Origin of the sequence: Streptomyces blastmyceticus (genome assembly GCF_039521185.1) — a bacterium.
Classification (GTDB): Bacteria; Actinomycetota; Actinomycetes; order Streptomycetales; family Streptomycetaceae; genus Streptomyces; species Streptomyces blastmyceticus.
Map to the genome: position 1 here is coordinate 71,351 of NZ_BAAABW010000001.1, position 26,511 is coordinate 97,861.

Below are 26,511 nucleotides of genomic sequence, written 5' to 3' on the forward strand. Positions count from 1 at the left end.
GCGGGCCGGAATCGTCCGCGCCCGCAAACGACGGACGGGCCGGATCGCTCCGGCCCGTCCGTACGTACGTCACGCGGCCTACCGGCCGTTGAACGCATCCTTCAACCGCGAGAACAGCCCCTGCTGCCCCGGCTTGAACTCGCCCATGGGGCGCTCCTCGCCGCGCAGCTTCGCCAGCTGGCGGAGGAGCTCCTCCTGCTGGGGGTCGAGCTTGTTGGGCGTGATCACCTCGACGTGGACCACGAGGTCACCACGGCCGCCGCCCCGCAGGTGCGTCACACCGCGCTGGTGCAGCGGGATCGACTGGCCGGACTGCGTGCCCGGGCGGATGTCGATCTCCTCGACGCCGTCCAGGGTCTCCAGCGGCACCTTCGTGCCGAGGGCCGCGGCCGTCATCGGGATGGTGACCGTGCAGTGCAGGTCGTCGCCGCGCCGCTGGAAGGTCGCGTGCGGGGTCTCGTGGATCTCCACATAGAGGTCGCCCGCGGGGCCGCCGCCGGGGCCGACCTCGCCCTCGCCGGCCAGCTGGATGCGGGTGCCGTTGTCGACACCGGCCGGGATCTTGACCGTGAGCGTGCGGCGCGACCGGACGCGGCCGTCGCCGGCACACTCCGGGCACGGGGTCGGCACCACGGTGCCGAAGCCCTGGCACTGCGGGCAGGGCCGCGAGGTCATGACCTGGCCGAGGAAGGACCGGGTGACCTGCGAGACCTCACCGCGGCCGCGACACATGTCACAGGTCTGCGCGGAGGTGCCGGGGGCCGCGCCCTCGCCGCTGCACGTGGTGCAGACGACGGCGGTGTCGACCTGGATCTCCTTGGTGGTGCCGAACGCGGCCTCGCTGAGGCTGACTTCGAGCCGGATCATGGCGTCCTGGCCGCGGCGCGTGCGCGAGCGCGGACCGCGCTGCGAGGCCTGGCCGAAGAAGGCGTCCATGATGTCGGAGAAATTGCCGAAGCCCGCGCCGAAGCCACCGGCCCCGCCACCGCCGCCGTTCGCGGAGAGCGGGTCGCCGCCGAGGTCGTAGACCTGCTTCTTCTGCGGGTCCGAGAGCACCTCGTAAGCGGCGTTGATCTCCTTGAACCGCTCCTGCGTCTTCGGGTCCGGGTTCACATCCGGGTGCAGCTCACGGGCGAGGCGGCGGAAGGCCTTCTTGATCTCGTCCTGCGAGGCATCACGCCGTACGCCCAGGACCGCGTAGTAGTCCGTGGCCACTTACGACTCCGCCAGGATCTGTCCGACGTAACGTGCCACTGCGCGTACCGCTCCCATCGTTCCGGGGTAGTCCATGCGGGTCGGTCCGACCACGCCGAGTTTGGCGACTGCCTCGTCGCCCGAACCGTAGCCGACGGCGACGACCGATGTGGAGTTCAGGCCCTCATGAGCATTCTCATGACCGATTCGCACCGTCATGCCCGAATCCTTGGCCTCGCCGAGCAGCTTGAGCAGCACGACCTGCTCCTCCAACGCCTCCAGCACGGGCCGGATCATCAGCGGGAAGTCGTGCCCGAAGCGGGTGAGATTGGCGGTGCCGCCGATCATCAGCCGCTCCTCGGTCTCCTCCACCAGGGTCTCCAGCAGGGTCGCGAGGACCGTCGAAACGGTTCCTCGGTCCTCCTGCTCGAAGGACTCGGTGAGGTCCTGCACCAGCTGCGGCACATCCGCGAACCGGCGCCCCACGACCCGGCTGTTGAGCCGCGCGCGGAGATCCGCCAGCGAGGTCTCGCCGATCGGCGCCGGGCAGTCGACCATGCGCTGCTCCACCCGGCCGGTGTCCGTGATCAGCACCAGCATCACCCGTGCGGGGGCCAGCGAGAGCAGCTCCACGTGCCGCACGGTCGAGCGGGTCAGCGAGGGATACTGCACCACCGCGACCTGCCGGGTCAGCTGCGCGAGCAGCCGCACCGTGCGGCCCACGACGTCGTCGAGGTCGACGGCGCCGTCGAGGAAGTTGTGGATGGCCCGCCGCTCCGGCGTCGACAGGGGCTTGACGCCCGCGAGCTTGTCGACGAAGAGGCGGTAGCCCTTGTCCGTCGGGATGCGGCCGGCGCTGGTGTGCGGCTGGGCGATGAAACCCTCGTCCTCCAGGGCGGCCATGTCGTTGCGCACGGTCGCCGGGGACACGCCGAGGCGGTGCCGCTCGGTGAGGGCCTTGGAGCCGACGGGCTCCTCGGTGCCCACATAGTCCTGGACGATGGCGCGCAACACTTCGAGCCTGCGTTCGCTCAGCACCCGCGCACCTCCAGTCCAGCCGTCTCTCGGGGTCCTTCCCTGGCACTCCATGGTCACGAGTGCCAGATCCCTTCAGCCAGTGTACGGCCGTGCACCGCGGCGAGGGCAAGAGCCGTCGTGCCGTGCGCCCGCACACACCGCCGCCGCACGCCCGTCGAGCGGGCAACCGTACCGCGCTCCGGCTAGCGTCCGGGTATGGAGAACCATGAGGGGACAGCGCGTTGGGAAGTGCTCGCGCCGGGGGTCGCGCGCCGCAGAATGCCCGTGTGGGACGCCACGATCGGGGTGATCGCGGGGCCGGACGGCGTGCTGCTCGTCGACACCGGGGCGACGGTACGGGAGGGCGCCGAGGTCCGGCGGGAGGTGCGCGAGCTCCTCGGCCGCGACGTGACGCATATCGCTCTCACTCATCCGCACTTCGACCACGTCTTCGGCACGGCCGCGTTCTCGGGGGTGCAGGTGTACGGGGCGGTGGGGCTCGCCGACACCCTGCTGCGCGAGCGCGAGGAGCTGGCGCGGGACGCCGTGCGGCACGGCGCCGATCCGACGGCCGCGGCCGAGGCCGCGGACCTGCTCGTACTGCCCCACCACCCCGTCTCCGGCGAGCTCACGCTCGGCCTGGGCGACGGGCGGCAGGCGCTGCTGGCCAACGTCGGTCCGGGCCACACCGCGCACGATCTGACCGTGCTGGTGGCGGGGGCGGGCGGGGCGCCCGAGGTCGTCTTCTGCGGCGACCTGGTCGAGGAGTCGGGCGAGCCGCAGGCGGGCCCGGACGCGCTCCCCCGCCAGTGGCCCGCGGCGCTGGACCGGCTGCTGGCGCTGGGGGGTGAGGACGCGGTGTACGTACCGGGGCACGGGGCCGTGGTGGACGCGGCGTTCGTACGCGCGCAACGTGACGCGCTGGCGGCGCGGTTCGGCGTGTCGTGAGCGTCGCGCGATCTTGATCCACAATGGCGCGCATGCGCAGCAGAGAATACGGGCCCGACCTCACCCCTCCGTGGAAGCGTCAGCAGCCCGCTCCCGAAGTGGCCGCCGAGGCGGATCTCGTGGTCGAGGAGGTCACCACCGGCTTCTGCGGGGCGGTGATCCGCTGCGAGAAGACGGCGCAGGGGCCCACCGTCACCCTGGAGGACCGCTTCGGCAAGCACCGGGTCTTCCCGATGGAACCGCGCGGGTTCCTGCTGGAGGGGCGCGTCGTCACCCTCGTACGCCCCACGGGCCCGAGCGCGCCGCGGGGCCCGGTGCGTACGGCCTCCGGCTCGATCGCCGTCCCTGGGGCGCGGGCGCGTGTCGCACGCGCCGGACGCATCTACGTGGAGGGCCGCCACGACGCGGAGCTCGTGGAGCGGGTGTGGGGCGACGACCTGCGGATCGAGGGCGTGGTCGTGGAGTACCTGGAGGGCATCGACGACCTCCCGGCCATTGTGCGGTCGTTCGCACCGGGGCCGGACGCCCGGCTGGGGGTGCTGGTCGACCACCTGGTGCCGGGCTCGAAGGAGTCACGGATCGCGGCTGAGGTGACGGGCGCGGACGTCCTGGTGGTGGGGCACCCGTACATCGACGTGTGGGAGGCGGTGAAGCCGTCGTCGGTGGGTATCGCGGGGTGGCCGCGCGTGCCGCGTGGAGAGGACTGGAAGACGGGGGTGTGCCGGGCGCTGGGGTGGCCGGTGAACACGGGGGCCGCTTGGCAGCGGATTCTGGGGTCGGTGCGCACTTTCAGGGACTTGGAGCCGGAGCTCCTCGGCCGGGTCGAGGAGCTGATCGACTTTGTGACGGTGCCGGTTTAGCGCGCGGTGCCTGGCATGGTCTGGAACTCGGACGTATCCAGGGACACACCCAACGTGCCGAGTGGTACCGGCTCCCCGAACTTGCTGGTCTGCTCAGTCCTGTAGTCGGCTTCTTCCCCGACCCCGACTGGGTTCGTGAGCAGCAAACACTTGGCAGCGAACGGGTCGACGACCAGATAGGCGGGCACTCGCCCTGCCGCGTACATTGCGCGCTTGATCCTGTAGTCGGTGTGCGCACTGTACTTGGACACGACCTCCATCAGCAGTGTGGTGGCCGCGGCCGGGATCAGCCGCCCAGGACCCTCGAACGCCCCACGTTCGATCACCACAAGGTCCGGCTGTGGCTCACTGTCCTCACCCGGAATAGCGAGATCCTGGGTCTGCATTCGATGCCAGTGATCACGGGGAATCTGGTCAACAACCGATTCAACGATCATGTTGTGAACCCGGTCGGGCCCCGCCATCATCACGATGTTCCCCCGCAGCAGCTCGATCTTGAACCCCTCGAAGATTTCCGGGTGCTCAAGGAATACGGCGTTCATTCGTTCGTACACAGCGGTCATCTCCGTGGCCCTCCACATCCACCGCGTGCATTGCCCCTCAGCCTATGAAGAAGCTGGGCCAGCACACGCCTTGTGCGCGTCAGTTCACCCGAACAGGTAATCAGTCGACCAGATCCCGCACCACCGCATCCGCCAGCAACCGCCCCCGCAGCGTCAGCACCGCGCGCCCCGCCTCGTACGGCTCGGCCTGGAGCAGTCCGTCCGCCAGTGCCTTCGCCGCCGCCTTCGCGCCGGCGGGCTTGAGCAGATCGAGCGGGCAGCCCTCCAGCAGGCGGAGCTCCAGCAGGATGCGTTCGACCCGGCGGTCCTCGTCCGGCAGGATCTCGCGGCCCGCGCCCGGGGAGCGTCCCTCGCTGAGGGCCTGCGCGTAGGCGCCCGGGTGCTTGACGTTCCACCACCGCACGCCCCCTACGTGGGAGTGCGCGCCGGGGCCCGCGCCCCACCAGTCCGCGCCGCGCCAGTAGAGCTCGTTGTGCCGGCAGCGCCCGGCCTCGCTGGTGGCCCAGTTGGAGACCTCGTACCAGCTGAAGCCCGCGGACGTGAGCATGTCCTCGGCGATCAGATAGCGGTCGGCGTGGACGTCGTCGTCCGTCATGGGGACCTCGCCGCGGCGGATCCGGCGGGCCAGCTGGGTGCCCTCCTCGACGATCAGCGCATACGCCGAGACGTGGTCGGGGCCCGCGCCGATCGCGGCGTCGAGGGAGGCGCGCCAGTCGTCGTCGGACTCCCCCGGCGTGCCGTAGATCAGGTCCAGGTTGACGTGGTCGAACCCGGCGGCCCGCGCCTCCGCGACGCATGCCTCCGGGCGGCCCGGGGTGTGCGTGCGGTCGAGGATCTTCAGCACGTGCTGCCGGGCGCTCTGCATGCCGAAGGAGATCCGGTTGAAACCGCCCTCGCGCAGCTCCGCCAGATAGCGGGGGTCCACGGACTCCGGGTTGGCCTCGGTGGTGATCTCCGCGCCCTCCGCGAAGCCGAACTCGTCGCGGATCGCGCCCAGCATCCGCACGAGGTCGGCGGCGGGCAGCAGCGTGGGCGTGCCGCCGCCGACGAAGACGGTCTCCACGGGGCGCGGGTCGTCGCCGAGCACCTTCCGCGCGAGGCGGATCTCGTGGGCGAGCGTCTCGGCGTAGTTGTCCCGGGAGGCCAGGGCCCCGCCGGAGCCGCGCAGCTCACTCGCGGTGTAGGTGTTGAAGTCGCAGTATCCGCAGCGCGTCGCGCAGTACGGCACGTGCAGATAGAAGCCGAGCGGCCGCCGTCCGGCGCCCTCCAGGGCGTGGTGGGGCAGCGCCCCGTCCTCGGGCACGGTCTCGCCGTCAGGCAGTACGGAAGGCATGGGTCCATTGTCCGGCATCGGCCGGCGGATCCGGCACCTCCGCCCGGCTCAGGCCTCCCGGGCGCCCGCGTACATCTCCTCGATCAGGTCCTTGTACTGCCGCTCCACGACGGGCCGCTTGAGCTTGAGGCTCGGGGTGAGCTCGCCGTGCTCGACGTCGAGGTCGCGCGGCAGCAGCCGGAACTTCTTGATCGTCTGCCAGCGCTGGAGGCCCTCGTTGAGCCGCTTCACATAGCCCTCGATGAGCTCCTCGGTCTCCTTGGCGGCGGCCACCTCGGCATACGACTTGCCCGCCAGGCCGTGCTCCGCGGCCCAGACCATGAGGGTGGGCTCGTCCAGGGCGATGAGCGCGGTGCAGAAATTGCGGTCGGCGCCGTGCACCAGGATGTTGGAGACGAAGGGGCAGACGGCCTTGAACTGGCCCTCGACCTCGGCGGGGGCGACGTATTTGCCGCCCGACGTCTTGATCAGGTCCTTCTTGCGGTCGGTGATGCGCAGGAAGCCGTCCGGGGACAGCTCGCCGATGTCGCCGGTGTGGAACCAGCCGTCGGACTCCAGGACCTCGGCGGTCTTCTCGGGCTGGCCGTGGTAGCCGGCCATGACGCCGGGGCCGCGCAGCAGGACCTCGCCGTCGTCGGCGATGCGGACCTCGGTGCCGGGCAGCGGCTTGCCGACGGTGCCGGTGCGGTAGGACTCGCCCGGGTTGACGAAGCTGGCGGCGCTGGTCTCCGTGAGGCCGTAGCCCTCCAGGATGTGGACGCCCGCGCCGGAGAAGAAGTAGCCGATGTCGGGGGCGAGCGCGGACGCGCCGGAGACACAGGCGCGCAGCCGCCCGCCGAACGCCTCGCGGATCTTGGTGTAGACGAGCGCGTCGGCGACCTTGTGCTTGGCGGCGAGCCCGAAGGGGACGCTTCTGCTGCCGGTGCGGCGGAAGTTGTCCTGGGAGGCCTTGGCGTACTCGCGGGAGATGTCGGCGGCCCAGTGGAAGATCTTGTACTTGGCGCCGCCGCTCTCGCGCGCCTTGGCCGCGACGCCGTTGTAGACCTTCTCGAAGATGCGCGGCACGGCGGCCATGTAGGTGGGCCGGACGACCGCGAGGTTCTCCACTATGCGGTCCACGCGCCCGTCGACGGCGGTGACATGCCCGGTGCTGATGTGGCTGACGGTGAGCACCTTGCCGAAGACGTGCGCGAGCGGCAGCCACAAGTACTGCACGTCGTCGGAGCGCACGAGGCCGGTGACCTGGATGGAGCGCGCCATGTACGCCCAGGAGTCGTGGAGCAGCCGTACGCCCTTGGGGCGGCCGGTGGTGCCAGAGGTGTAGATCAGGGTCGCGAGCTGGTCGGCCCGCAGCGCCTTGATCCGGTCCCGCACGGCGTCGGGGTCGTCCTTCAGCAGCGCGGTGCCGCGCCGCTCCAGCTCGGCGAGGGAGAGCACGAAGCCCTCCGGGTCGCCCTCGGCGGGGACGGCGTCCGCGGCGTCGATCACCACGACGTGGACGAGTCCGGGCAGGTCGGCGCGGTGCTCGCGGACCTTGGCGAGCTGGGCGGCGTCCTCGGCGATCAGCACCCGGCTCTCGGAGTCGGAGAGGATGAAGGCCGTCTCCTCGGCGTTGGTGCTGGGGTAGACCGTGGTGGTGGCGGCGCCGGAACAGAGCACTCCGAGGTCCGCGAGGATCCACTCCACCCGGGTGGACGCGGCGAGCGCCACCCGCTCCTCGGGGTGCACCCCGAGGTCGATCAGCCCGGCCGCGATGGCGAAGATCCGGTCGGCGGCCTCCCGCCAGCTGAGCGAGGCCCAGGCATCGGGTCGGCTGCCGGAGGGGGAGGGCACCGGATAGCGATAGGCCTCCGCGTCGGGGGTCGCCTCTACGCGTTCGACGAGGATCGTCGCCACGGAGGGCGGACGGTTCTCGATCAAAGCCTGTGTCTCGGTCACGGCGTCCTCCGGGGCCCGATTCGTTGCTGGTGACTCGCGAGTAACCTTCCAAGCAGTGATCAGACTAGAGCCCGTACGGCCCCTGCGTAAGGGCCTGTAGTTGCCTTGTCGAAGCTGTGACCGGCGAAATGGCCGAAGGACGCCCGCACCTGGCCCGAGCTGCGCCTTCCGGGAGCGCGAAGCGCCCGCCCCCACACGGGGGACGGGCGCTTGCGGCCGTCGGGCGGTGACTTGTCGGTCTTGGTCCGGCGGCTACTTCTTGCTCTTGTCGGCGCCGTCGGTGTCCGAGGACAGCACCGCGATGAAGGCCTCCTGGGGGACCTCCACGTTGCCGACCATCTTCATCCGCTTCTTGCCTTCCTTCTGCTTCTCCAGCAGCTTGCGCTTGCGGGAGATGTCGCCGCCGTAGCACTTGGCGAGGACGTCCTTGCGGATCGCGCGGACCGTCTCACGGGCGATGACCCGCGAGCCGATGGCGGCCTGGATCGGCACCTCGAAGTTCTGCCGCGGGATGAGCTCGCGCAGCTTGGCGACGAGCCGCACGCCGTACGCGTACGCCTTGTCCTTGTGCGTGATCGCGGAGAACGCGTCGACCTTGTCGCCGTGCAGCAGGATGTCGACCTTGACCAGGCTGGCCTGCTGCTCGCCGGTGGGCTCGTAGTCCAGGGAGGCGTAGCCGCGGGTCTTGGACTTCAGCTGGTCGAAGAAGTCGAAGACGATCTCCGCGAGCGGGAGGGTGTAGCGCAGCTCGACGCGGTCCTCGGAGAGGTAGTCCATGCCCAGCAGCGAGCCGCGGCGGGACTGGCAGAGCTCCATGATCGCGCCGACGAACTCGTTCGGCGCGAGGATCGTCGACTTGACGACGGGCTCGTGCACCTCGGAGATCTTCCCCTCGGGGAACTCGCTCGGGTTGGTGACGATGTGCTCGGCGCCGTCCTCCATCTTGACCCGGTAGACCACGTTGGGCGCGGTGGCGATCAGGTCGAGACCGAACTCGCGCTCCAGGCGCTCGCGGATCACGTCCAGGTGGAGCAGGCCGAGGAAGCCGACGCGGAAGCCGAAGCCGAGGGCGGCGGAGGTCTCCGGCTCGTAGACCAGCGCGGCGTCGTTGAGCTGGAGCTTGTCGAGCGCCTCGCGCAGCTCGGGGTAGTCCGAGCCGTCCAGCGGATAGAGGCCGGAGAACACCATCGGCTTGGGGTCCTTGTAGCCGCCCAGGGCCTCGGTGGCGCCCTTGGCGAACGATGTGATCGTGTCACCGACCTTGGACTGCCGGACGTCCTTCACACCGGTGATGATGTAGCCCACCTCGCCGACGCCCAGGCCGTCGGAGGGCGTCATCTCGGGCGAGGAGACGCCGATCTCCAGCAGCTCGTGGGTGGCGCCGGTCGACATCATCTTGATGCGCTCGCGCTTCTTCAGCTCGCCGTCCACGACCCTGACGTAGGTGACCACGCCGCGGTAGGAGTCGTAGACCGAGTCGAAGATCATCGCGCGGGCGGGGGCGTCCTTGACGCCGACCGGGGCCGGAACCTCGGCGATGACCTTGTCGAGCAGCGCGTCGACGCCGACGCCGGTCTTCGCGGAGACCTTGAGCACGTCGGAGGGGTCGCAGCCGATGAGGTGCGCCAGCTCTGCGGCGAACTTCTCGGGCTGGGCGGCCGGCAGATCGATCTTGTTGAGGACCGGGATGATCGTGAGGTCGTTCTCCATCGCCAGGTAGAGGTTGGCGAGGGTCTGGGCCTCGATGCCCTGGGCGGCGTCCACCAGGAGGATGCAGCCCTCGCACGCGGCGAGGGAGCGCGAGACCTCATAGGTGAAGTCGACGTGACCGGGGGTGTCGATCATGTTGAGGATGTGGGTGTTGCCCTTGTCCTCGGTGGGCGCCCAGGGCAGCCGGACCGCCTGCGACTTGATCGTGATGCCGCGCTCGCGCTCGATGTCCATCCGGTCGAGGTACTGCGCGCGCATCTGCCGCTGGTCGACCACGCCGGTCAGCTGAAGCATCCGGTCGGCGAGCGTCGACTTGCCATGGTCGATGTGCGCGATGATGCAGAAGTTACGGATCAGAGCCGGGTCGGTACGGCTCGGCTCGGGCACGTTGGTAGGGGTCGCGGGCACGCAGGATCCATTCGGTGACTTCGGCGTTTGAACGCCAGTCTCGGCGGGAGTCGGGTATACGACCCCTCCATGGTCCCATGAGCGGCGGGTACGGTCCGGTTTGGGAGCCCGGAGCGCCTGCTGGTAACCTGGTCCACTGTGCCTCGTGCCCTCTCACGTACGGGTGCACAACATCGAAATCCAACGAACCTGAAAAGGCTCTATTCGTGGCGAACATCAAGTCCCAGATCAAGCGGAACAAGACCAACGAGAAGGCGCGCCTGCGTAACAAGGCCGTCAAGTCCTCGGTCAAGACCGTTGTCCGCGCGGCCCGCGAGGCGATCGCCGCCGGCGACGCCGCCAAGGCCACCGCTGCCGTCGCCCTGGCCAGCAAGAAGCTCGACAAGGCCGTCAGCAAGGGTGTTCTGCACAAGAACGCCGCCGCCAACAAGAAGTCGGCGCTGGCCAAGCAGGTCGCGGCCGTCAAGGCCTGAAGCCTTTCCGGGGCGTGAGCCCCGGTTTTCTCGCCGGCACGGACCCAGCGGACCCTCTCTACCGCTCCGGACCGGCACCCCGCCGCACTCGGTCGTTCGCCACGCGGGTGCGGCTCGAGCCTGACGGCTCGCTGAACGATCCGAAGGCCCCGCGCCTCCGCCCTTCCCCGGGCGGGGTGCGGGGCCTTCGAGTTTTGTGCGGGGTGTGCGTCCGAAGCCCTGGTGGGACGCGGACCGGCGGTCTTCCCCGGCCCTGCCCCTTCCCGTGACCGTGCTACGCGCGACCGCTGCGCGCCGCGCGGGCCACTGCGACGACCGCCTTCTCCAGGGCGTACTCGGGGTCGTCTCCGCCGCCCTTCACGCCCGCGTCCGCCGCGGCGACGGCCTTCAGCGCGACGGCCACCCCGTCCGCCGACCAGCCCCGCATCTGCTGGCGCACCCGGTCGATCTTCCACGGCGGCATGCCCAGATCCCGGGCCAGGTCACCCGGGCGGGCGCCCCGCGGCGCGGAGGCGAGCTTGCCGATCGCCCGGACGCCCTGCGCGAGCGCGCTGGTGATCAGCACCGGAGCCACCCCGGTCGACATCGCCCAGCGCAACGCCTCCAGGGCCTCGGCCGCCCGGCCCTCCACGGCCCGGTCGGCGACGGTGAAGCTCGACGCCTCGGCCCGGCCGGTGTAATAGCGGGCCACGACGGCCTCGTCGATCGTGCCCTCGATGTCGGCGACGAGCTGGGTGCAGGCGCTGGCCAGCTCACGGAGGTCGCTGCCGATCGCGTCCACCAGGGCCTGGCAGGCCTCCGGGGTCGCGGAGCGGCCGGTCGCGCGAAACTCCGAGCGCACGAACGCCAGGCGGTCGGCCGGCTTGGTCATCTTGGGACAGGCGACCTCGCGGGCCCCGGCCTTGCGGGCCGCGTCCAGCAGCCCCTTGCCCTTGGCGCCGCCCGCGTGCAGCAGGACGAGGGTGATCTCCTCGACGGGCGCGCCGATATAGCCCTTCACATCCTTCACCGAGTCCGCCGAGAGGTCCTGCGCGTTGCGCACGATCACGACCTTGCGCTCGGAGAACAGCGAAGGGCTGGTCAGCTCGGCCAGCGTGCCGGGCTGGAGCTGGTCGGAGGTGAGGTCGCGTACGTCGGTGTCCGCGTCGGCGGCGCGGGCGGCGGTCACCACCTCGCGCACGGCGCGGTCCAGGAGAAGATCCTCCTGGCCCACGGCGAGCGTGAGCGGGGCGAGCGGGTCGTCGGTTGCAGTCTTCCTGGCCATTGCGTCCAGCATCCCACGCAGCGCTGACACTCCGGCCCGCACGGCCGGACGGGCGTACCGCACAATGATCGGGTGAGCAGCGTTTCCCCTTCTTCTTCCTCTTCCCCTTCCTACCCGGCCTCCTCCCCGTCGCCCGCCCTCGACGCGGCCGACCCCGTACGGCACCTGCTGGTGCTCCCCGACCGCGATGCCGCCGACGAGGTGGCGGACGAGGTCGCCCGTCGCTTCCCCCTGGACGAGCAGCCCCAGGTGGTGCGCGAGGCCCTCGCGGGCGAGGACGACGCCGAGGACGCGCAGTGGCTGGTGGTCCTGGAGGACCCCCGCGGCGCCCTCGCCCCCGACGCCCTGCGCGAGCTCGCCGAGGAGTACGAGGGCTGGCTCGAGACGGAGTGACCCCGCCGCACCGTCCCACCCCTCACTTCGCGAGGACGGCCGTGGCATCGCCGGTCACCGCCACCGGGCCGTCCCGGTCGGTGCGCAGCACCGTCGCCCCCTGGGCCTGAAGGGCCTGGACCGTGCGGGGTGACGGGTGTCCGTAACGGTTGCCCGCGCCCACGGAGACGACCGCCAGACGCGGGCGGAGTATCCGTATCAGCCGGGGGTCCTGGTGGGCGGAGCCGTGGTGGGCGACCTTGAGGACGTCCACCGGGGGCAGGTCGGGGCGGGTCTCCACCAGGGCCTGCTGGGCGGGTGGTTCGAGGTCGCCGAGCAGGAGCAGGGTCAGCCCGGCGCTCCGGACGAGCAGGGTGACGCTCGCGTCGTTGGGCCCGTCCTCCGCGGCGACGGACACCCCCGCCGGTGGCGGCCACAGCACCTCCCAGGACAGCTCCCCGAGGTGCCGCCGCTCCCCCGGCACCGCCTCCACGACCGGGACCCGAGCCCGCTCCGCCTCCCGTCGCACGAACGCGGCCCGGCCCGGCGGTTCCGCGAACGACGTCGTCTCGATCCCCCCGACCGCCCGTCCGTGCAGCACGCCGGGCAGACCGTCGACGTGATCCGCATGGAAGTGGGTGAGCAGCAGAAGCGGGACCTGCTGCACGCCCAGGGCGCGCAGGCAGCGGTCGACGGCTCGCGGCTCGGGGCCCGCGTCCACGACGAGGGCGGTGCCCTCGCCCGCGGCCAGGACCAGGGCGTCACCCTGCCCCACGTCGCACGCCGCGAACCGCCAGTCGGGCGGCGGCCAGCCGGTGACGACCCGGGTCAGGGGCACCGGGCGGACGACCGCGACGAGCAGGAGCAGCGCGCAGGCCGCGCAGGCCCAGGGCCGGTGGAGCGTCCGGCGGGCGGCGAACACGGCGGCCCCGGTCACCGCCGCCAGCAGCAGCCCGCCGGGCCAGCCGCCCGGCCAGCCGAGCTCCGCGCCGGGCAGGCCGGCTCCCGTACGGGCCACGGCCGCGGCCCAGGAGGCGGGCCAGCCGGCCAGCCATGCGAGGCCCTCGGCGGCGGGCGGCACGAGCGGCGCGGCCACGAGCGCCGCGAAGCCGAGGACCGTCGCGGGGGCGACGGCCAGTTCCGCCAGGAGATTGCACGGAATCGCCACCAGGCTCACCCGCGCCGCCATGACCGCGATCACCGGCCCGCACATGGCCTGCGCGGCGGCGGCCGCGGCCAGGGCCTCCGCGGCGCGTGGTGGAATGCCGCGCCGCCGCAGCCCGTCGCCCCAGCGGGGGGCCAGCGTGAGGAGGGCGCCGGTGGCCAGGACCGACAGCAGGAAGCCGTAGCTCAGGGCCAGCCATGGGTCCCAGAGCACGAGCAGCAGCACGGACGCCGCGAGCGCGGGCAGCAGGCTGCGGCGCCGCCCCGTGCCGATGGCCAGCAGGGTGATCAGCCCGCATCCGGCCGCGCGCAGCACACTCGGCTCGGGGCGGCACACGACCACGAACCCCAGCGCCAGCAGCGCGCCCAGCACCGCCGTCAGCCGCAGCGGCAGCCCCAACCGGGCGGCCAGCCCCCGTCTTTCGGCGCGCGCCGCGAGGTGCGGCGGGCCGATGAGCACCGCGATCAGGATCGCGAGGTTGCTTCCGGAGACGGCCAGCAGATGTGTCAGATCCGTGGCCCGGAAGGCGTCTTCGAGGTCGGGCGGGATGCGTGACGTATCGCCGACCACCAGTCCCGGAAGGAGTGCCCGGGCGTCCGGGGTCAGCCCGTCCGTGGCGTCGCGGAGGCCCGCGCGGAGCCGGGCGGCCATCCGCTGGAGGGCGTTGGGCCGCTCGGTGATGTGCGGCGGGTCCGGGCCGGTGACGCGTACGACCGCGGCGATCCGGTCGCCCCGCCGGGCCGGAGGGGCCAGGCGTCCGGTGACCCGGATCCCGGTGGAGGGCAGCAGCCCGAGCCAGGAAGGGCGGGCGATCAGCAGGACGGGCGTGCGGACGTCCGTCCCGCGCTGCCCGGTGACCAGGCGGGTCGCTTCGCCTTCCAGCACGACGGTGGGGTCGGCGCCTGTCCCGGGGCGGGAGTGGGTGGCATGCGGGTCGCCGGTGACCGTGACGTCGAGGGTGGCCTCGCGGTAGTGGGCGGCGAGGGCGGGGACGGGCCCGCCGTGTGCTTCGGCGGTGGCCAGGGCGGCGGTGGTGGCCGCTGCGGTGGCGCACAGCAGCATGGCAGCGGCTGCGGTGGCTGTCGCCTTGGCTCCGCGCGGAGTTGGGCGGCGGGCTTCTTCCTCTTCCTCGAACGCTGGAGGGGGTGATGGGTGCGGGCGCTGGTTCCCGCCCGAGGCCGGTGGGCCCGTGGCCGGTGGTGGGTGGTCGGGTCGGTCGTGGGTGTCCTTCCGTCCGAGAGCAAGCAGCAGGGCGCACGCCGCGAGCGCGCCCAGTGCCGCCGCGGCGGCGACCACCGTCGCGTCCGTCGCCAGGGCGATGGCCGCGGCCGCCCACGCGGCGGCGGCCGGCAGGACCAGACGCAGATCGCTCGGGGGCACCTCGGGCGAGGTCACGGCTGGACCAGGGGGCGGAGGTCGGTGAAGCGGCGGGCGCCGATGCCGTTGACGTGGCGGAGCTCGTCCACCGAGCGGAAGCCGCCGTGCTCGGTGCGGTAGTCGACGATGTGCTGGGCGAGGACCGGGCCGACGCCCGGCAGTGCGTCGAGCTGTTCGGCCGTCGCGGAGTTGAGGCTGACGGGCCCGGCCGGTCTGCCGCTCGCGGCGCCGGGCGGTGGCGCGGCCGCGGGTCCCGGCGACGCACCCACCACGATCTGTTCGCCGTCCATGAGCACCCGGGCCCGGTTGAGCCCCGTGGTGTCCGTGCCCGGCCGCGCGCCCCCGGCCGCGTCGAGCGCGTCGACGACCCTCGACCCGGTCGGCAGGCGCTGGATGCCGGGCCGGAGCACCTTGCCCGTCACGTCCACCACCACGCTGCCGCCGGCACGGGGCGCGGGACCCGCGCGGTCGGCCGAAGGCACCACCGTCGGCGCGACGGCGCGGTCGGCCACCACGGACGACGTCTCCCGGTCCGGCGGGCGCACGGCCCGCGGGCGGCCCGCCCAGAAGTGGTACGCGGCGAACACGCACGCCGCGACCAGCACGACCGCCAGCGCGGCCAGCGTCTTCGGCTCGATCCCGCAGCGGAGTTGCACCCACATCGGGAGCCGCTCCGCCACGGCGGTCCGCCAACCTCCTTGCGCACGGGGGACCTTGGGCACGCCCCCACCCGGTGGATCGGGGCTGCCCCGGCCGGCTTGCCGTTCCGGGAACAGCGTCGCCGCCCGCTCCCCCGGCGAGCTGCCGGGCCGGGACTGCCCGGCAGCCGAGTTCAACGGATCAAGCGTCACGGTGTTCTGGCGATCAGTCATGACACGACCGTAGGCGCGTCCGCCCGATCCCGCCGAAGCGGCCCAAATTCCGTGGATAACCGGCTAGTTGTGGATATCCGCGTCACCCGAATGACGGCTTCCGCGGCCCGCCCAGCCCGCTCAGCGCGGCGCGACCACCACGCCCAGCAGACCCGGCCCCGTGTGCGCCCCGATCACCGCGCCCACCTCGCTGACGTGCAGGTCCACCAGCCCCGGCACCCGCTCCCGCAGGCGGTCCGCGAGGAGCGTCGCGCGGTCGGGGGCGGCGAGGTGGTGGACGGCGATGTCGACGGGCGCGGCGCCGGCCCGTTCGACGGCGATCTCCTCGAGGCGGGCGATGGCCTTGGACGCCGTGCGGACCTTCTCGCGCAGCTCGATGCGGCCCTCGTCCAGCTGGAGCAGGGGCTTGACCGCGAGCGCCGACCCCAGGAGCGCCTGTGCCGCGCCGATCCTGCCGCCGCGGCGGAGGTAGTCGAGGGTGTCGACGTAGAAGAACGCCACCGTGCCCTGCGCGCGCTTCTCGGCAGCGGCGACGGCCTCGTCGAGCGTCCCGCCCGCGTCCGCCGTCTCCGCCGCGGCCAGCGCGCAGAAGCCGAGCGCCATGGCGACCATGCCGGTGTCCACGACCCGCACCGGCACGGGTGCGGCCGCCGCCGCGAGGACCGCCGCGTCGTACGTGCCGGAGATCTCGGCGGAAAGGTGGAGGGAGACGATGCTCTCCGCGCCCGCCTCGGCCGCCGCGCGGTAGGCGGCCGCGAAGACCTCGGGGCCGGGCCGTGAGGTGGTCACCGGCCTGCGCTTCTGGAGCGCCTGGGCGACGGAGCGCGCGGAGATCTCGGTGCCCTCCTCCAGCGCCTCGTCGTCCAGGACGACCGTGAGCGGCACGGCGGTGATGTCGTACCGCTCCATCGCCCGCTGTGGCAGATAGGCCGTGGAATCGGTGACGACAGCGACGTGGCGGGGCATGTTCCGGAGATTACCCTTCGGGGCGCTTCCGCGGCAGTACGGACCCCGTACGCGTGATCGTTCCGCCGTAGGGCCGGACAGGAGGCCGTACGGTCAGGTAGTGCTCTCGGGGCGGCGGCTCTTCTGCCAGGAGTAGCCGGGCTGCTGCCAGGTCTTGCGCCCGTTGATCGCGGGCCGCTCCGGCGTCTGCCCGTCGGCCGCGCGCCCGCCGGCTCCGGGCGCTCCTTCGGCGGGTGCCGTGCTGCCCGCCGGGGCCGCTCCGGGGGCGCGGGACGCCTCCGGCTCGTCCGTCGTCCAGTGCCGCAGTGCTCCCGCCTCCATCTGGATCTGGCCGCTGAGGGTCTCCAGGTCGTCCTCGGCAAAGCGGCGGGCGCGGTCCTGCGCGGCCCAGCGGAGCGAGTCGGCGGAGCCCTTGACGCGCTCGGTGCGCTCCCGCAGCTCGGGCAGGCAGGCGGCGATCCTGGCCTTGTCGGGCTCGTTCTCCAGGCGCTTGAGGTCGTCGTCGAGCTCATGGCCGTGGGCGCTGAGCCGCTCGAACAGGGCCAGCGCCTCGGACAGCGAGGCGTCCTCGGTGGCGGCGAGCCGCAGGGCCTCCTGGGTGGCGCGCATCGACGTCCGCAGGGAGAGCCGCAGCTGCGCGACCTCGCCGGGCGCGCCCGGCTGTGCGTACTGCCTGGCCTTCAGCCGGGTGTCCTCGACGGTCCGGCGGGCCTGGGTGACCGTGCGGTCCACCCCTCGCTTGACCGCGCGCACGGTCTTGACCGTGGCGATCACCCCGAGCGTGACGAGGACCGCGAAGATCAGTGCGACGATCACGGCCACGGCTTCCATGAACGCTCCTCAGCGGGCTCGGCAGGCCCCGGGGGCGGGCCCACGGGGATCGAAAGTCACGGCGCGCGCCGCGGGTCCGACGGACCCGCGCCACCCCTCCACCGTAAACGCAAAGGGCAGGCCGGGGGTTCCTGTCGAACCCCCAACCTGCCCGTAGGGAGAAACCCCGAGGGCTCCCCTCGTCCGTTACGCCGGGACGATGTTCACCAGCTTCGGCGCCCGCACGATGACCTTGCGGATGCCGGCGCCGCCCAGGGCCGCGACGACGGCCGGGTCGGCCAGGGCGGCCTTCTCCAGCTCCTCCTCGGAGATCGACGGGGCGACCTCCAGGCGCGCCTTGACCTTGCCCTTGATCTGGACGACGCAGGTCACGGCCTCGTCGACCAGATACGCCGGGTCGGCGACGGGGAAGTCCGCGTGGACGACCGAGGTGGTGCGGCCGAGCTTGCGCCACAGCTCCTCGGCGATGTGCGGGGCCAGCGGGGCGACCAGCAGCACCAGCTGCTCGGCGACGGTCCGCGGGACCTCGCTCAGCTTGGTCACGAAGTTGTTCAGCTCGGTGACCTTGGCGATGGCGGTGTTGAAGCGCAGGTTCGCCATGTCCTGGGAGACGCCGTCGATGGCCTTGTGCAGGGCGCGCAGCGTCGCCTCGTCGGGCTCGGCGGAGACCACCGTGACCTCGCCGGTGGCCTCGTCCACCACGTTGCGCCACAGGCGCTGGAGCAGGCGGTACTGGCCGATGACGGCGCGGGTGTCCCAGGGGCGGGAGACGTCCAGGGGGCCCATCGCCATCTCGTACAGGCGCAGGGTGTCCGCGCCGTACTCTGCGCAGATCTCGTCCGGCGTGACGGCGTTCTTCAGGGACTTGCCCATCTTGCCGAGCAGTCGGCCGACCTTCTCGCCCTGGTAGTAGAAGGCGCCGTCGCGCTCCTCCACCTCGGCGGCCGGCACGGCGATGCCGCGGCTGTCGCGGTAGACGTACGCCTGAATCATGCCCTGGTTGTAGAGCTTGTGGAACGGCTCGTTCGAGGAGATGTGGCCGAGGTCGAAGAGGACCTTGGACCAGAAGCGGGCGTACAGCAGGTGCAGCACGGCGTGCTCGGCGCCGCCGACGTACAGGTCGACGCCGCCGTGCGGCTGGCCGTCGCGCGGGCCCATCCAGTACTGCTCGGCGTCGGCGGAGACCAGGCGCTCGCTGTTGTGCGGGTCCAGGTAGCGCAGTTCGTACCAGCAGGAACCGGCCCAGTTGGGCATGGTGTTGGTCTCGCGGCGGTAGCGCTTGGGGCCGTCGCCGAGGTCCAGGGTGACGTCGACCCAGTCCTCGTTGCGGGAGAGCGGGGTCTCCGGGGAGGTGTCGGCGTCGTCCGGCTCGAAGGTGCGCGGGGAGTAGTCCTCGACCTCGGGCAGCTCCAGCGGCAGCATCGACTCGGGCAGCGAGTGGGCGACGCCGTGCTCGTCGTAGACGATCGGGAAGGGCTCGCCCCAGTACCGCTGGCGGCTGAACAGCCAGTCGCGCAGGCGGAAGTTGACGGTGCCCTCGCCGATGCCCTGCTCGGTGACCCAGGCGATGGCGGTGCGCTTGGCCTCGTCGACGGCCATGCCGTTGAGGTCGAGCTTGTCGTTGGCGGAGTTGATGGCCGGGCCCTGGCCGGTGTAGGCCTCGCCCTCCCAGCCCTCCGGCGGCGCGACGGTGCGCACGACGGGCAGCTCGAAGGCGGTCGCGAACTCCCAGTCGCGCTCGTCCTGGCCGGGGACGGCCATGATCGCGCCAGTGCCGTAGCCCATCAGGACGTAGTCGGCGACGAAGACGGGGACGGGCTCGCCGGTCAGCGGGTTGCGGGCGTACGCGCCGGTGAAGACGCCGGTCTTGTCCTTGCCCTCGGTCTGACGCTCCACGTCGGTCTTGGACTGCGCCTGCTTGCGGTACGCGGCGACGGCGTCGGCCGGGGTGCGGGCGCCACCGGTCCACGCGTCCTTGGTGCCCTCGGGCCACTCGGCCGGGACGACGGAGTCGACCAGCTCGTGCTCGGGGGCGAGCACCATGTACGTGGCGCCGAAGAGGGTGTCCGGGCGGGTGGTGAAGACGGTGATCTTCTCGTCGTGGCCGACGACCTCGAAGGAGACGCGGGCGCCCTCGCTGCGGCCGATCCAGTTGCGCTGCTGGAGCTTGATGGCCTCGGGCCAGTCCAGCGCCTCCAGGTCGTCGATCAGGCGGTCCGCGTAGGCGGTGATCCGCATGTTCCACTGGCGCAGCTTGGACTTGAAGACGGGGAAGTTGCCGCGCTCGGAGCGGCCGTCGGCGGTGACCTCCTCGTTGGCGAGGACGGTGCCCAGGCCCGGGCACCAGTTGACGGGGGCGTCGGAGGCGTACGCCAGGCGGTACTCGCCCAGCACCTCGGCGCGCTCGACGGCCGAAAGCTCGCTCCACGCGCGCGTTCCCGGCACCTGGCGCTCGCCGCTCTCGAAGAGCCGCACCAGCTCAGCGATCGGACGGGCCTTCCGCGCGTCCTCGTCGTACCAGGAGTTGAAGATCTGCAGGAAGATCCACTGGGTCCACTTGTAGTACTCCGGGTCGATCGTCGCGAACGACCGGCGCTTGTCGTGGCCCAGGCCCAGCCGGCGCAGCTGGGCCTTCATGTTCTCCATGTTGGCCTCGGTGGAGACCCGCGGGTGGGTGCCGGTCTGCACGGCGTACTGCTCGGCGGGCAGGCCGAAGGCGTCGAAGCCGAGGGTGTGCAGGACGTTGTGGCCCGTCATGCGGTGGTAGCGCGCGTAGACGTCGGTGGCGATGTAGCCCAGCGGGTGGCCGACGTGGAGGCCCGCACCGGAGGGGTACGGGAACATGTCCATGATGAACTTCTTGGGCCGGGAGACGACCTCGGGGTCGCCCGCCAGGTCACCGCTGGGGTTGGGCGCGTCGTAGGTGCCATTCGCGTCCCAGAGGTCCTGCCAGCGCGCCTCGATGTCAGCGGCCAGCGCGGCCGTGTAGCGGTGCGGGGCAGCCACCTCGGCGGCGGTGTTGGTCTCGCTCATCGTCCTCAAAGCTCCATCGATCGTCGTCTCTACCTGCGGCACCTGCGGAAATGAAAAATCCCCTCGCACAGGAGGGGACGCCGCGCCGATGCCGACCGGTCTACCGGTCGGTACTGATCAGCGCGGCCCGCTAAGCAGAAGGCGTACGGCACGCATGTGGCCAGGTTACCGCAGGGGCCGAAGGGCCCGCACCGAGTATCCGGCGCGGTGCGGGCCCGGCCGGTCAGCGGCGGTGACCCGGCACGTACGAGGTCACGTAGTCGTCGGCCGGTGTGCCGACGCCCGTGACGTTGTCGTAGCCGACGGTCGCCGACAGCGAGGTGTCGCCGCCGAGGCTGCGCAGGGAGGTGACCACGCCGCCCTTGGCGTCGACGCTGTTGGCGAAGTCGGAGCGCACGACCGCGAGGCCCTGGTTCTTGCCCAGCGGGTGGTCGGTGACGTCGTGGTAGGCGGAGGTGCCGTACCGGTCGTAGATGCCCGGGTTGGCGAAGCCGATCGGCACGCCGTGGCGGGCCTGCTGGGCCAGCGCCTGGATGCCCGCGATCACCGGGGCGGCGAGCGAGGTGCCGCCGATGCGGTACTCGCTGTACTTCTGCGAGCCGTCGGGGAAGGTCTGCGTCTGGCCGACGAGGAAGCCGGTGCTGGAGTCGGCGACGGCCGCGATGTCGGGCTCGACGCGCATCGGGGTGGCGCCGTTCAGCTTCGACAGCGCGTCGGGGACGACGCCGCGCTGGTAGAAGGGCTGCTGGACGAGCTTGCTGGTGCCGCCGCCGGCGCCGCCGGTGAAGGTGCCGGGGAAGCCCTCCCAGGTGTTGCCGTCCTTCGACAGCGTGGCCTTGTGGGTACCCCAGCCGGTCTCCCACAGGTACTTGTCGCCCTTGCCGACGGCGAGCGAGGTGCCGCCGACGGAGGTGACCCACTGGGAGTTCGAGGGGGTGTCGACCTGCTTCGAGCCGTGCTTGACGGTGTTGTCGCCGTCGTCACCGGAGGAGAAATAGAAGCCGATGCCCTCGACGGCGCCGGTCTGGAAGACCTGGTCGTAGGCCGCGGCCACGTCGGGGGTCTCGTTGCTCTCGATGTCGCCCCAGGAGTTGGAGACGATGTCCGCGAGGCGCCCGTCGACGACCTTGTGCAGGGAGTCGATCAGGTCGTCGTCCTGGCAGGAGGCACCGGCGACGTAGACGATGTCGGAGTCCGGGGCGACCGCGTGCACGGCCTCGATGTCGAGGGTCTCCTCGCCGTACCAGCCGGCCGCGTCGCAGCCGCCCTCGCCGGTGCCGGTGTGGGTGTAGTCCGCGGGCAGCACCTGGGAGAACTGGCCCTTGCGGTAGCCCTTGTCGCCGTTGCGCTTGGCGTACTCGGCGATGTCCTTGGCGATGGTCGGCGAGGCGTACGCGTCGGTGATGGCGACGGTGACGTTCTTGCCGGTGTAGCTCTTCGCCCCGTAGACGGAGCGCAGCTGCTTGCCGGTGTAGCCCTTGATGGCGTACGGCGCGTGGGAGCCGTAGGCCGACGGGAGGCTGTCGTTCGTCTTCGAGCCGTAGTGCGACGAGAAGGGCCCGGCGTTGACGAACGCGGCGCTCGGCGGGGGCAGGGTCTCGTCGTGCCTGGCGAGGCGCGGGGCGTTGTTCAGGCCCACGACGGTGAGGACGGCGCCGTCCACCGAGGCGGGGACCGAGGCGTTGGCCGCCGGCGCGTGGTAGGTCCGGCCGTCCTTGGTGTAGTTGTGCAGCTCCGTGCCGAAGGCCTTCTTGGCCGCGGCGGCGTCACCGGTGACGGTGACGTAGTGGTTGTTGGTGCCGGTCACCTTCAGGCCCGAGGCGGTCAGCCAGCCGGTGACCTTGGCTATCTGGGCCTTCGTCGCACCGAATCGTTCCTGCGCCTGCTTGGCGGTCAGGTACTTGCCGTACGACTTCGACTTCGGGTCGGAGACCGCCTGGGCGTAGGCGGCGAGGCCCTTGGCGTCCTGGCCGGCCAGGTAGACCCGGGCGGTGACCGTGTTGGACGCGGCGACGGTGCCGCGGTCGGCCGACGGCGTGGCCCACAGCGGCTTGGTGCCAGCGAGGGCCTGCCGGTCGTGCGGGCCCGAGTCGGCCTGGGCGGCGGGAACGCCGAGCGCGAGCGCTCCGGCGACCAGCGGCAGCGATGCCACCAGGGCCAGTCCGGCGCGCCCTCTGGAGCGGGTAGATCTCATGGAACCCCCTGCGATGCGAATGGTCGCGTACGGCCGTTGTGCTGACGCAGCACAGACGCGGCACATACGTCGCGCCACTCTTTCGATGAACTGTTCATCCATGGGGCATGTGTTCACCAAGATGAACCCAAGGAAGTGTCAGCAGTGGGTCAGGGGGGGCGCAAGTAAACCCGCGGGCCGCCCGACATTTCCGAAGTGGCCCCTGGCGGAGGGCGGCATGCGCGCGAAGTGCCGCCGAACGAACAGACGTTAGCAGCGGTACGGGCCGCCGCACCGGGGTTGCGCGAAGCGGACCCGCCGCCCCCGCGGACCTGCCTAGCGTGCTGCCGCATGAACCGCTTCCTCGACCACACCGGGGGCGTCCTCACCCTGGTCTCGCTCACCGCGACCGTCGTGTGGGGGCTCATCGCCACCGACCGGCTGCTGCTCACCCCGCGCGCCCGGCTGCTCTCACAGGCCGTCCACCGGGCGACCGCCGTCGGCGCGCTCGGCTTCCTCCTGGTGCACGTCTGCGTCAAGGTCGCGGAGGCCCACGCGTCGCCCACCGCGGCCCTGGTGCCGTTCTCCTCCGGCGTGCGGGGCGCGGGCGGCCTGATCGGGCTGGGCGCCCTCGCGGCATATCTGATGGTGCTCGCCGGCGCGACCGGAGCCCTGCGGAGCGCCTTCGCGGGCAGGGGGCGCGCCCGCCGCTGGCGCGCGCTGCACGCCTGCGCGTACCCCGCGTGGTGCGCCGCCGTGCTGCACGGCCTCAAATCCGGCCGCGCACCGGCGGGTTGGGTGACGGCGTCCTACGGACTGTGCCTCGTCGCGGTCGCGGCGGCGCTGGCCCTCCGGCTCGTACGCGCCCGCCGCACGCACCCCGACGGCGCGGAACCCCCGACAGCCGCCGCCCTCACGAGGACGGGGGCGCCCGGCAGGCACACGATGGCGGCCCCGGCGCGCACGGCCGCCGCGCACCGGACCGGCGCCCGCGTTCCGGGCGCGCGCACCGGCGTTGCCCGCACGCCCGGCGCGCACGCACTCGGCGGCCGCGCTCCCGCCGCTCTCACCGCCGACACCTCCCCGGACGCCCTCGCCGCCGAAGTCCTCGTCGACAACGGCGCGCACGGCGGCCCGGGGCGGGCCCGGTGAACGGCCCGCTCCCCGACGTGCCCGCCGTGCTCGCGCTCGGGCTGCCCCGGCTGACGGCCGGTTTCGACACGGCCGCGCGGCTGGACCGCAGGGCGCACCTCGCCGTGCACGGTTCGGCGCCCCGGCTCACGGAGGCCCAGGCGACCGACCTCGCCGAGACCGTCGTCCTGCGCGGACGGGGCGGCGCGGGCTTCCCGTTCGCGCGCAAGCTGCGGGCCGTCGGCCGGGCGGCGCGGCGGCGGGGGCTGCGTCCGGCGGTGGTGGTCAACGGGTGCGAGGGCGAGCCCGCCTGCCGCAAGGACGCCGTCCTGCTCGCGCGCGCCCCGCACCTCGTGCTCGACGGCGCCCTGCTGGCCGCCGAGGCGCTCGGGGCGGGCACGGTCGTCGTGGGTGTGACCCGGGCGACGACCGAGGCGTCCGTGCGGGAGGCACTGGCCGAGCGCGGGCTCGCCGACCGGCGCGGCCGGGCCGTGCGCGCCCGGGTGGTGCGCCTTCCCGAACGGCTGGTCTCCGGCGAGTCCTCCGCCCTGCTGCGGGCCGCCGACGGCGGGCTCCCGCTGCCGCCCGGCCGCCACGGTCGCGCCTCCGAGGAGGGGCTCGGCGGCGCCCCGACGCTGCTGTCCAACACCGAGACGTACGCCCAACTCGCCGTCGCCGCACGCCTGGGCGCCGACCGCTACGCCTCGACGGGCACGCCGGACGAGCCCGGAACGTTGCTGCTCACGATCTCCGGCGCGGTGCCCGAACCCCAGGTCGTCGAGGCGCCGAGCGGTGTGCCGCTCGCGTACGCGCTGCGGGCGTGCGGCGCCGGCCCGGCGCTCCAGGGGGTGCTGACCGGCGGCTACCACGGGGCGTGGCTGGACGCGACGGCCGCGCACGGCGCGACGGTCTCCCACGCGTCCCTCGCGGCCTGCGGCGGCGCGCTGGGCGCGGGCGCGGTGCTGCCGCTGCCCGCGGACACCTGCCCGCTGGGCGAGACCGTCAGGGTGGCGCACTGGCTGGCCGCCGAGTCGGCGGGGCAGTGCGGGCCGTGCAGGCTCGGGCTGCCGTCGGTGGCCGGGGCGCTGGCGGACGTGCTGGCCGGTGGCGGCCGCGGCGCCCTGGAGGCCGTACGGGAGGCCGCGGGCGCGGTCCGCGGGCGCGGCGCGTGCGGGCATCCGGACGGGGCGGCGCGCTTCACGCTGAGCGCGCTGTCGGCGTTCACCGACGACCTGGCCGCGCACGTCCTGGGCGGCGGCTGCGGCCGGGGCACGGTGGGGGTGCTGCCGCTCCCGCTGCCCGCCGGGGCGAGCACCGCGAGCCCGGAGGGCGCCGAGCGGCTCGCGGTGGACTGGACGCTGTGCGAAGGGCACGGGCTGTGCGCGGGCCTGCTGCCCGAGCTCGTACGGCTGGGCCCGGACGGCTATCCGGCGCTCGCGGACGCGGGGGTACCGGCGCACCTGCGCGGCCGCGCGCTCCGGGCCGTACGCCGCTGCCCCGCGCTGGCGCTGCACCTCGACAAGGGGGCCGACGGGCACTGACCGCCGGCCGCAAGCGTCGTCCGGAAACGAAAAAGCGGGCCGTCCGTTTCCGGACGACCCGCTCATTCACTGTGGAGCTAAGGAGAATTGAACTCCTGACCTCCTGCATGCCATGCAGGCGCTCTACCAACTGAGCTATAGCCCCTTGTTCTGTTTTCCGCCCGGTTTCCCTGGCGACACGGATTACATTACACGGACCTCCCCCCCATCTGCCAAATCGCTTGCCCGGCAGCGCTTGGAACGGGCGTCAACGGGGTAGCGTCGGCCTCCTGTGCCCGATTTGTCGCTCCTGGACCCCGGAGTCGCACCCCGTGACAGCCCGCCGTGCCGCACCGATCGCCGCATCGGTGTGCCTGGCGTCCTTCGTCTGTTTCTGGCTGGCCCAGCGCGCGGCCCACGTCTCGATGATCGACCTGCTCGTCTACCGGGCCGAGGGCTGGACCGTGCGCACCGGCGGCGACCTCTACGCGATGCGGGCCACCCACGCGCACCTGCCCACCACCTACCCGCCGTTCGCGGCGTTGCTGTTCACCCCGCTGACCCTGCTCGCCACGGCGCCGCTGCGCACCCTGGCCACCCTCGCCAACCTCGCGCTGCTGCTCGCCCTGGCCCATCTGTCGCTCCGGCTGACCGGCCGGCCGCCGCGCCCCGCCGTGACGCTCGTCGCGGCCGCGCTGTGCGTGTGGTGCGAACCGGTGTGGACGACGCTGCGCTACGGACAGGTCAACCTCCTCCTCGCCGTCCTGGTGCTGTGGGATCTGACCCGGGCCGCCGGGCGGGGCGGGCGCTGGGCGGGCGTGGGCATCGGCCTCGCGGCGGGCATCAAGCTCACCCCCGCGCTCTTCGCCGTCTTCCTGGCCGCGACCGGGCCGGCCCGCCGCCCCGGGGGCGAGGCGCGGCAGGCCGCCGTCGCCTGCGCCGCGTTCACCGGCACGGCGGCGGTGGGCGCGCTCGCCCTGCCGTACGACTCCTGGCGCTACTGGACCGACATGCTCTTCGCCGCCGACCGCGTGGGGCACGCCGAGGACGCCGCCGACCAGTCGCTGCGCGGCGTCCTGGCCCGGCTCCTGCACACCGGCAACCCGGGGCCCTGGTGGGCCGCCACGGCGGCCGTGGTGGCCGCGCTCGGCCTCACCGTCGCGGTCCGGGCGCGGCGGTACGGACCTGAGCCCACCGCGCACGCCTGGGGCGTGCTCTGCTGCGCGGCGACGGCCCTGCTCGTCAGCCCCGTCTCGTGGTCGCACCACTGGGTGTGGTGCGTGCCCATGGTGCTGCTCCTCGCCTCGGAGGCCACCCTGGCCACCGGCCGCCGCCGTGCCGCCTGGTGGGCGGCGACGGCGGC

At 72.5% G+C, this 26,511-nt stretch carries 20 protein-coding genes and 1 tRNA gene; 7 read left to right on the forward strand and 14 right to left on the reverse strand.

Annotated elements, in window-relative coordinates:
• Positions 1–78: 78 nt before the first annotated feature.
• A complete protein-coding gene (gene dnaJ, locus ABD269_RS00340) occupies positions 79–1,215 on the reverse strand; it encodes a molecular chaperone DnaJ (protein WP_301887494.1) in 1,137 nt (378 codons plus the stop codon).
• Positions 1,216–2,232, reverse strand: coding sequence for a heat-inducible transcriptional repressor HrcA (gene hrcA, locus ABD269_RS00345; RefSeq protein WP_087928173.1), 1,017 nt, complete (start codon positions 2,230–2,232; stop codon positions 1,216–1,218).
• Between the two features lie 195 nt (positions 2,233–2,427).
• Between hrcA and ABD269_RS00350 the strand changes: the two genes are divergently transcribed.
• Together ABD269_RS00350 and ABD269_RS00355 are read left to right on the forward strand one after the other, a co-directional pair.
• Positions 2,428–3,159 carry an MBL fold metallo-hydrolase gene (locus ABD269_RS00350; RefSeq protein ID WP_344114863.1) on the forward strand — a complete coding sequence of 244 codons (732 nt, stop codon included), beginning with the start codon at positions 2,428–2,430 and terminating at the stop codon, positions 3,157–3,159.
• Between the two features lie 32 nt (positions 3,160–3,191).
• Positions 3,192–4,019: a DUF3097 domain-containing protein gene (locus tag ABD269_RS00355; protein WP_344114865.1), complete on the forward strand. Its 828-nt coding sequence runs from the start codon at positions 3,192–3,194 to the stop codon at positions 4,017–4,019.
• On the opposite strand, the gene ABD269_RS00360 is transcribed toward ABD269_RS00355, so the two are convergent.
• From ABD269_RS00360 to lepA, 4 genes are all read right to left on the reverse strand, one after another.
• Positions 4,016–4,582, reverse strand: a complete 567-nt coding sequence (locus ABD269_RS00360) for a Uma2 family endonuclease (protein ID WP_344114867.1) — start codon at positions 4,580–4,582, stop codon at positions 4,016–4,018. The two genes, ABD269_RS00355 and ABD269_RS00360, sit on opposite strands and share 4 nt — an antisense overlap.
• Before the next feature lie 100 nt (positions 4,583–4,682).
• On the reverse strand, positions 4,683–5,915 hold the full coding sequence (hemW, locus tag ABD269_RS00365) for a radical SAM family heme chaperone HemW (RefSeq protein ID WP_344114869.1): 1,233 nt from the start codon (positions 5,913–5,915) through the stop codon (positions 4,683–4,685).
• Between the two features lie 48 nt (positions 5,916–5,963).
• The gene (locus ABD269_RS00370) at positions 5,964–7,853 is read right to left on the reverse strand and encodes an AMP-dependent synthetase/ligase (protein WP_344114871.1); all 1,890 of its coding nucleotides are present in this window, start codon (positions 7,851–7,853) and stop codon (positions 5,964–5,966) included.
• Positions 7,854–8,105: 252 nt separating this feature from the next.
• On the reverse strand, positions 8,106–9,971 hold the full coding sequence (gene lepA / locus ABD269_RS00375; RefSeq protein WP_116211765.1) for a translation elongation factor 4: 1,866 nt from the start codon (positions 9,969–9,971) through the stop codon (positions 8,106–8,108).
• 206 nt (positions 9,972–10,177) lie between these two features.
• Between lepA and rpsT the strand changes: the two genes are divergently transcribed.
• Positions 10,178–10,444, forward strand: a complete 267-nt coding sequence (gene rpsT / locus ABD269_RS00380) for a 30S ribosomal protein S20 (protein ID WP_301887486.1) — start codon at positions 10,178–10,180, stop codon at positions 10,442–10,444.
• A gap of 274 nt (positions 10,445–10,718) precedes the next feature.
• Here the strand turns inward: rpsT and holA are convergent, their stop codons facing one another.
• On the reverse strand, positions 10,719–11,708 hold the full coding sequence (gene holA, locus ABD269_RS00385) for a DNA polymerase III subunit delta (protein ID WP_344114875.1): 990 nt from the start codon (positions 11,706–11,708) through the stop codon (positions 10,719–10,721).
• A gap of 165 nt (positions 11,709–11,873) precedes the next feature.
• On the opposite strand from holA, the gene ABD269_RS00390 reads away from it, so the two are divergent.
• Complete coding sequence (locus tag ABD269_RS00390; RefSeq protein ID WP_301894486.1) at positions 11,874–12,101, forward strand: hypothetical protein; 228 nt, start codon at positions 11,874–11,876, stop codon at positions 12,099–12,101.
• Positions 12,102–12,123: 22 nt separating this feature from the next.
• On the opposite strand, the gene ABD269_RS00395 is transcribed toward ABD269_RS00390, so the two are convergent.
• The 6 genes from ABD269_RS00395 to ABD269_RS00420 all read right to left on the reverse strand — a co-directional run bounded on the left by ABD269_RS00395 (position 12,124) and on the right by ABD269_RS00420 (position 22,518).
• Positions 12,124–14,307, reverse strand: coding sequence for a ComEC/Rec2 family competence protein (locus ABD269_RS00395; protein WP_344115392.1), 2,184 nt, complete (start codon positions 14,305–14,307; stop codon positions 12,124–12,126).
• 329 nt (positions 14,308–14,636) lie between these two features.
• Positions 14,637–15,494, reverse strand: a complete 858-nt coding sequence (locus ABD269_RS00400) for a ComEA family DNA-binding protein (RefSeq protein WP_425572798.1) — start codon at positions 15,492–15,494, stop codon at positions 14,637–14,639.
• Positions 15,495–15,614: 120 nt separating this feature from the next.
• Positions 15,615–16,460, reverse strand: coding sequence for a DegV family protein (locus ABD269_RS00405; RefSeq protein WP_344114878.1), 846 nt, complete (start codon positions 16,458–16,460; stop codon positions 15,615–15,617).
• 93 nt (positions 16,461–16,553) lie between these two features.
• Positions 16,554–17,291 carry a hypothetical protein gene (locus ABD269_RS00410; protein ID WP_344114880.1) on the reverse strand — a complete coding sequence of 246 codons (738 nt, stop codon included), beginning with the start codon at positions 17,289–17,291 and terminating at the stop codon, positions 16,554–16,556.
• A gap of 186 nt (positions 17,292–17,477) precedes the next feature.
• Positions 17,478–20,324 carry a leucine--tRNA ligase gene (gene leuS / locus ABD269_RS00415; RefSeq protein ID WP_344114882.1) on the reverse strand — a complete coding sequence of 949 codons (2,847 nt, stop codon included), beginning with the start codon at positions 20,322–20,324 and terminating at the stop codon, positions 17,478–17,480.
• A 223-nt stretch (positions 20,325–20,547) separates the two neighbouring features.
• The gene (locus tag ABD269_RS00420) at positions 20,548–22,518 is read right to left on the reverse strand and encodes a S53 family peptidase (RefSeq protein WP_344114884.1); all 1,971 of its coding nucleotides are present in this window, start codon (positions 22,516–22,518) and stop codon (positions 20,548–20,550) included.
• A gap of 330 nt (positions 22,519–22,848) precedes the next feature.
• On the opposite strand from ABD269_RS00420, the gene ABD269_RS00425 reads away from it, so the two are divergent.
• Complete coding sequence (locus ABD269_RS00425) at positions 22,849–23,649, forward strand: hypothetical protein (RefSeq protein ID WP_344114886.1); 801 nt, start codon at positions 22,849–22,851, stop codon at positions 23,647–23,649.
• The gene (locus ABD269_RS00430) at positions 23,646–25,169 is read left to right on the forward strand and encodes an NADH-ubiquinone oxidoreductase-F iron-sulfur binding region domain-containing protein (protein WP_344114888.1); all 1,524 of its coding nucleotides are present in this window, start codon (positions 23,646–23,648) and stop codon (positions 25,167–25,169) included. Before ABD269_RS00425 ends, ABD269_RS00430 begins: the two co-directional genes overlap by 4 nt.
• 72 nt (positions 25,170–25,241) lie before the next feature.
• Here ABD269_RS00430 and ABD269_RS00435 read toward each other — a convergent pair.
• Positions 25,242–25,314, reverse strand: a tRNA-Ala gene (locus ABD269_RS00435).
• A 166-nt stretch (positions 25,315–25,480) separates the two neighbouring features.
• Between ABD269_RS00435 and ABD269_RS00440 the strand changes: the two genes are divergently transcribed.
• Positions 25,481–26,511, forward strand: a 1,031-nt coding sequence (locus ABD269_RS00440) for a glycosyltransferase 87 family protein (RefSeq protein WP_344114890.1), incomplete at its 3' end; no start/stop codon positions are given.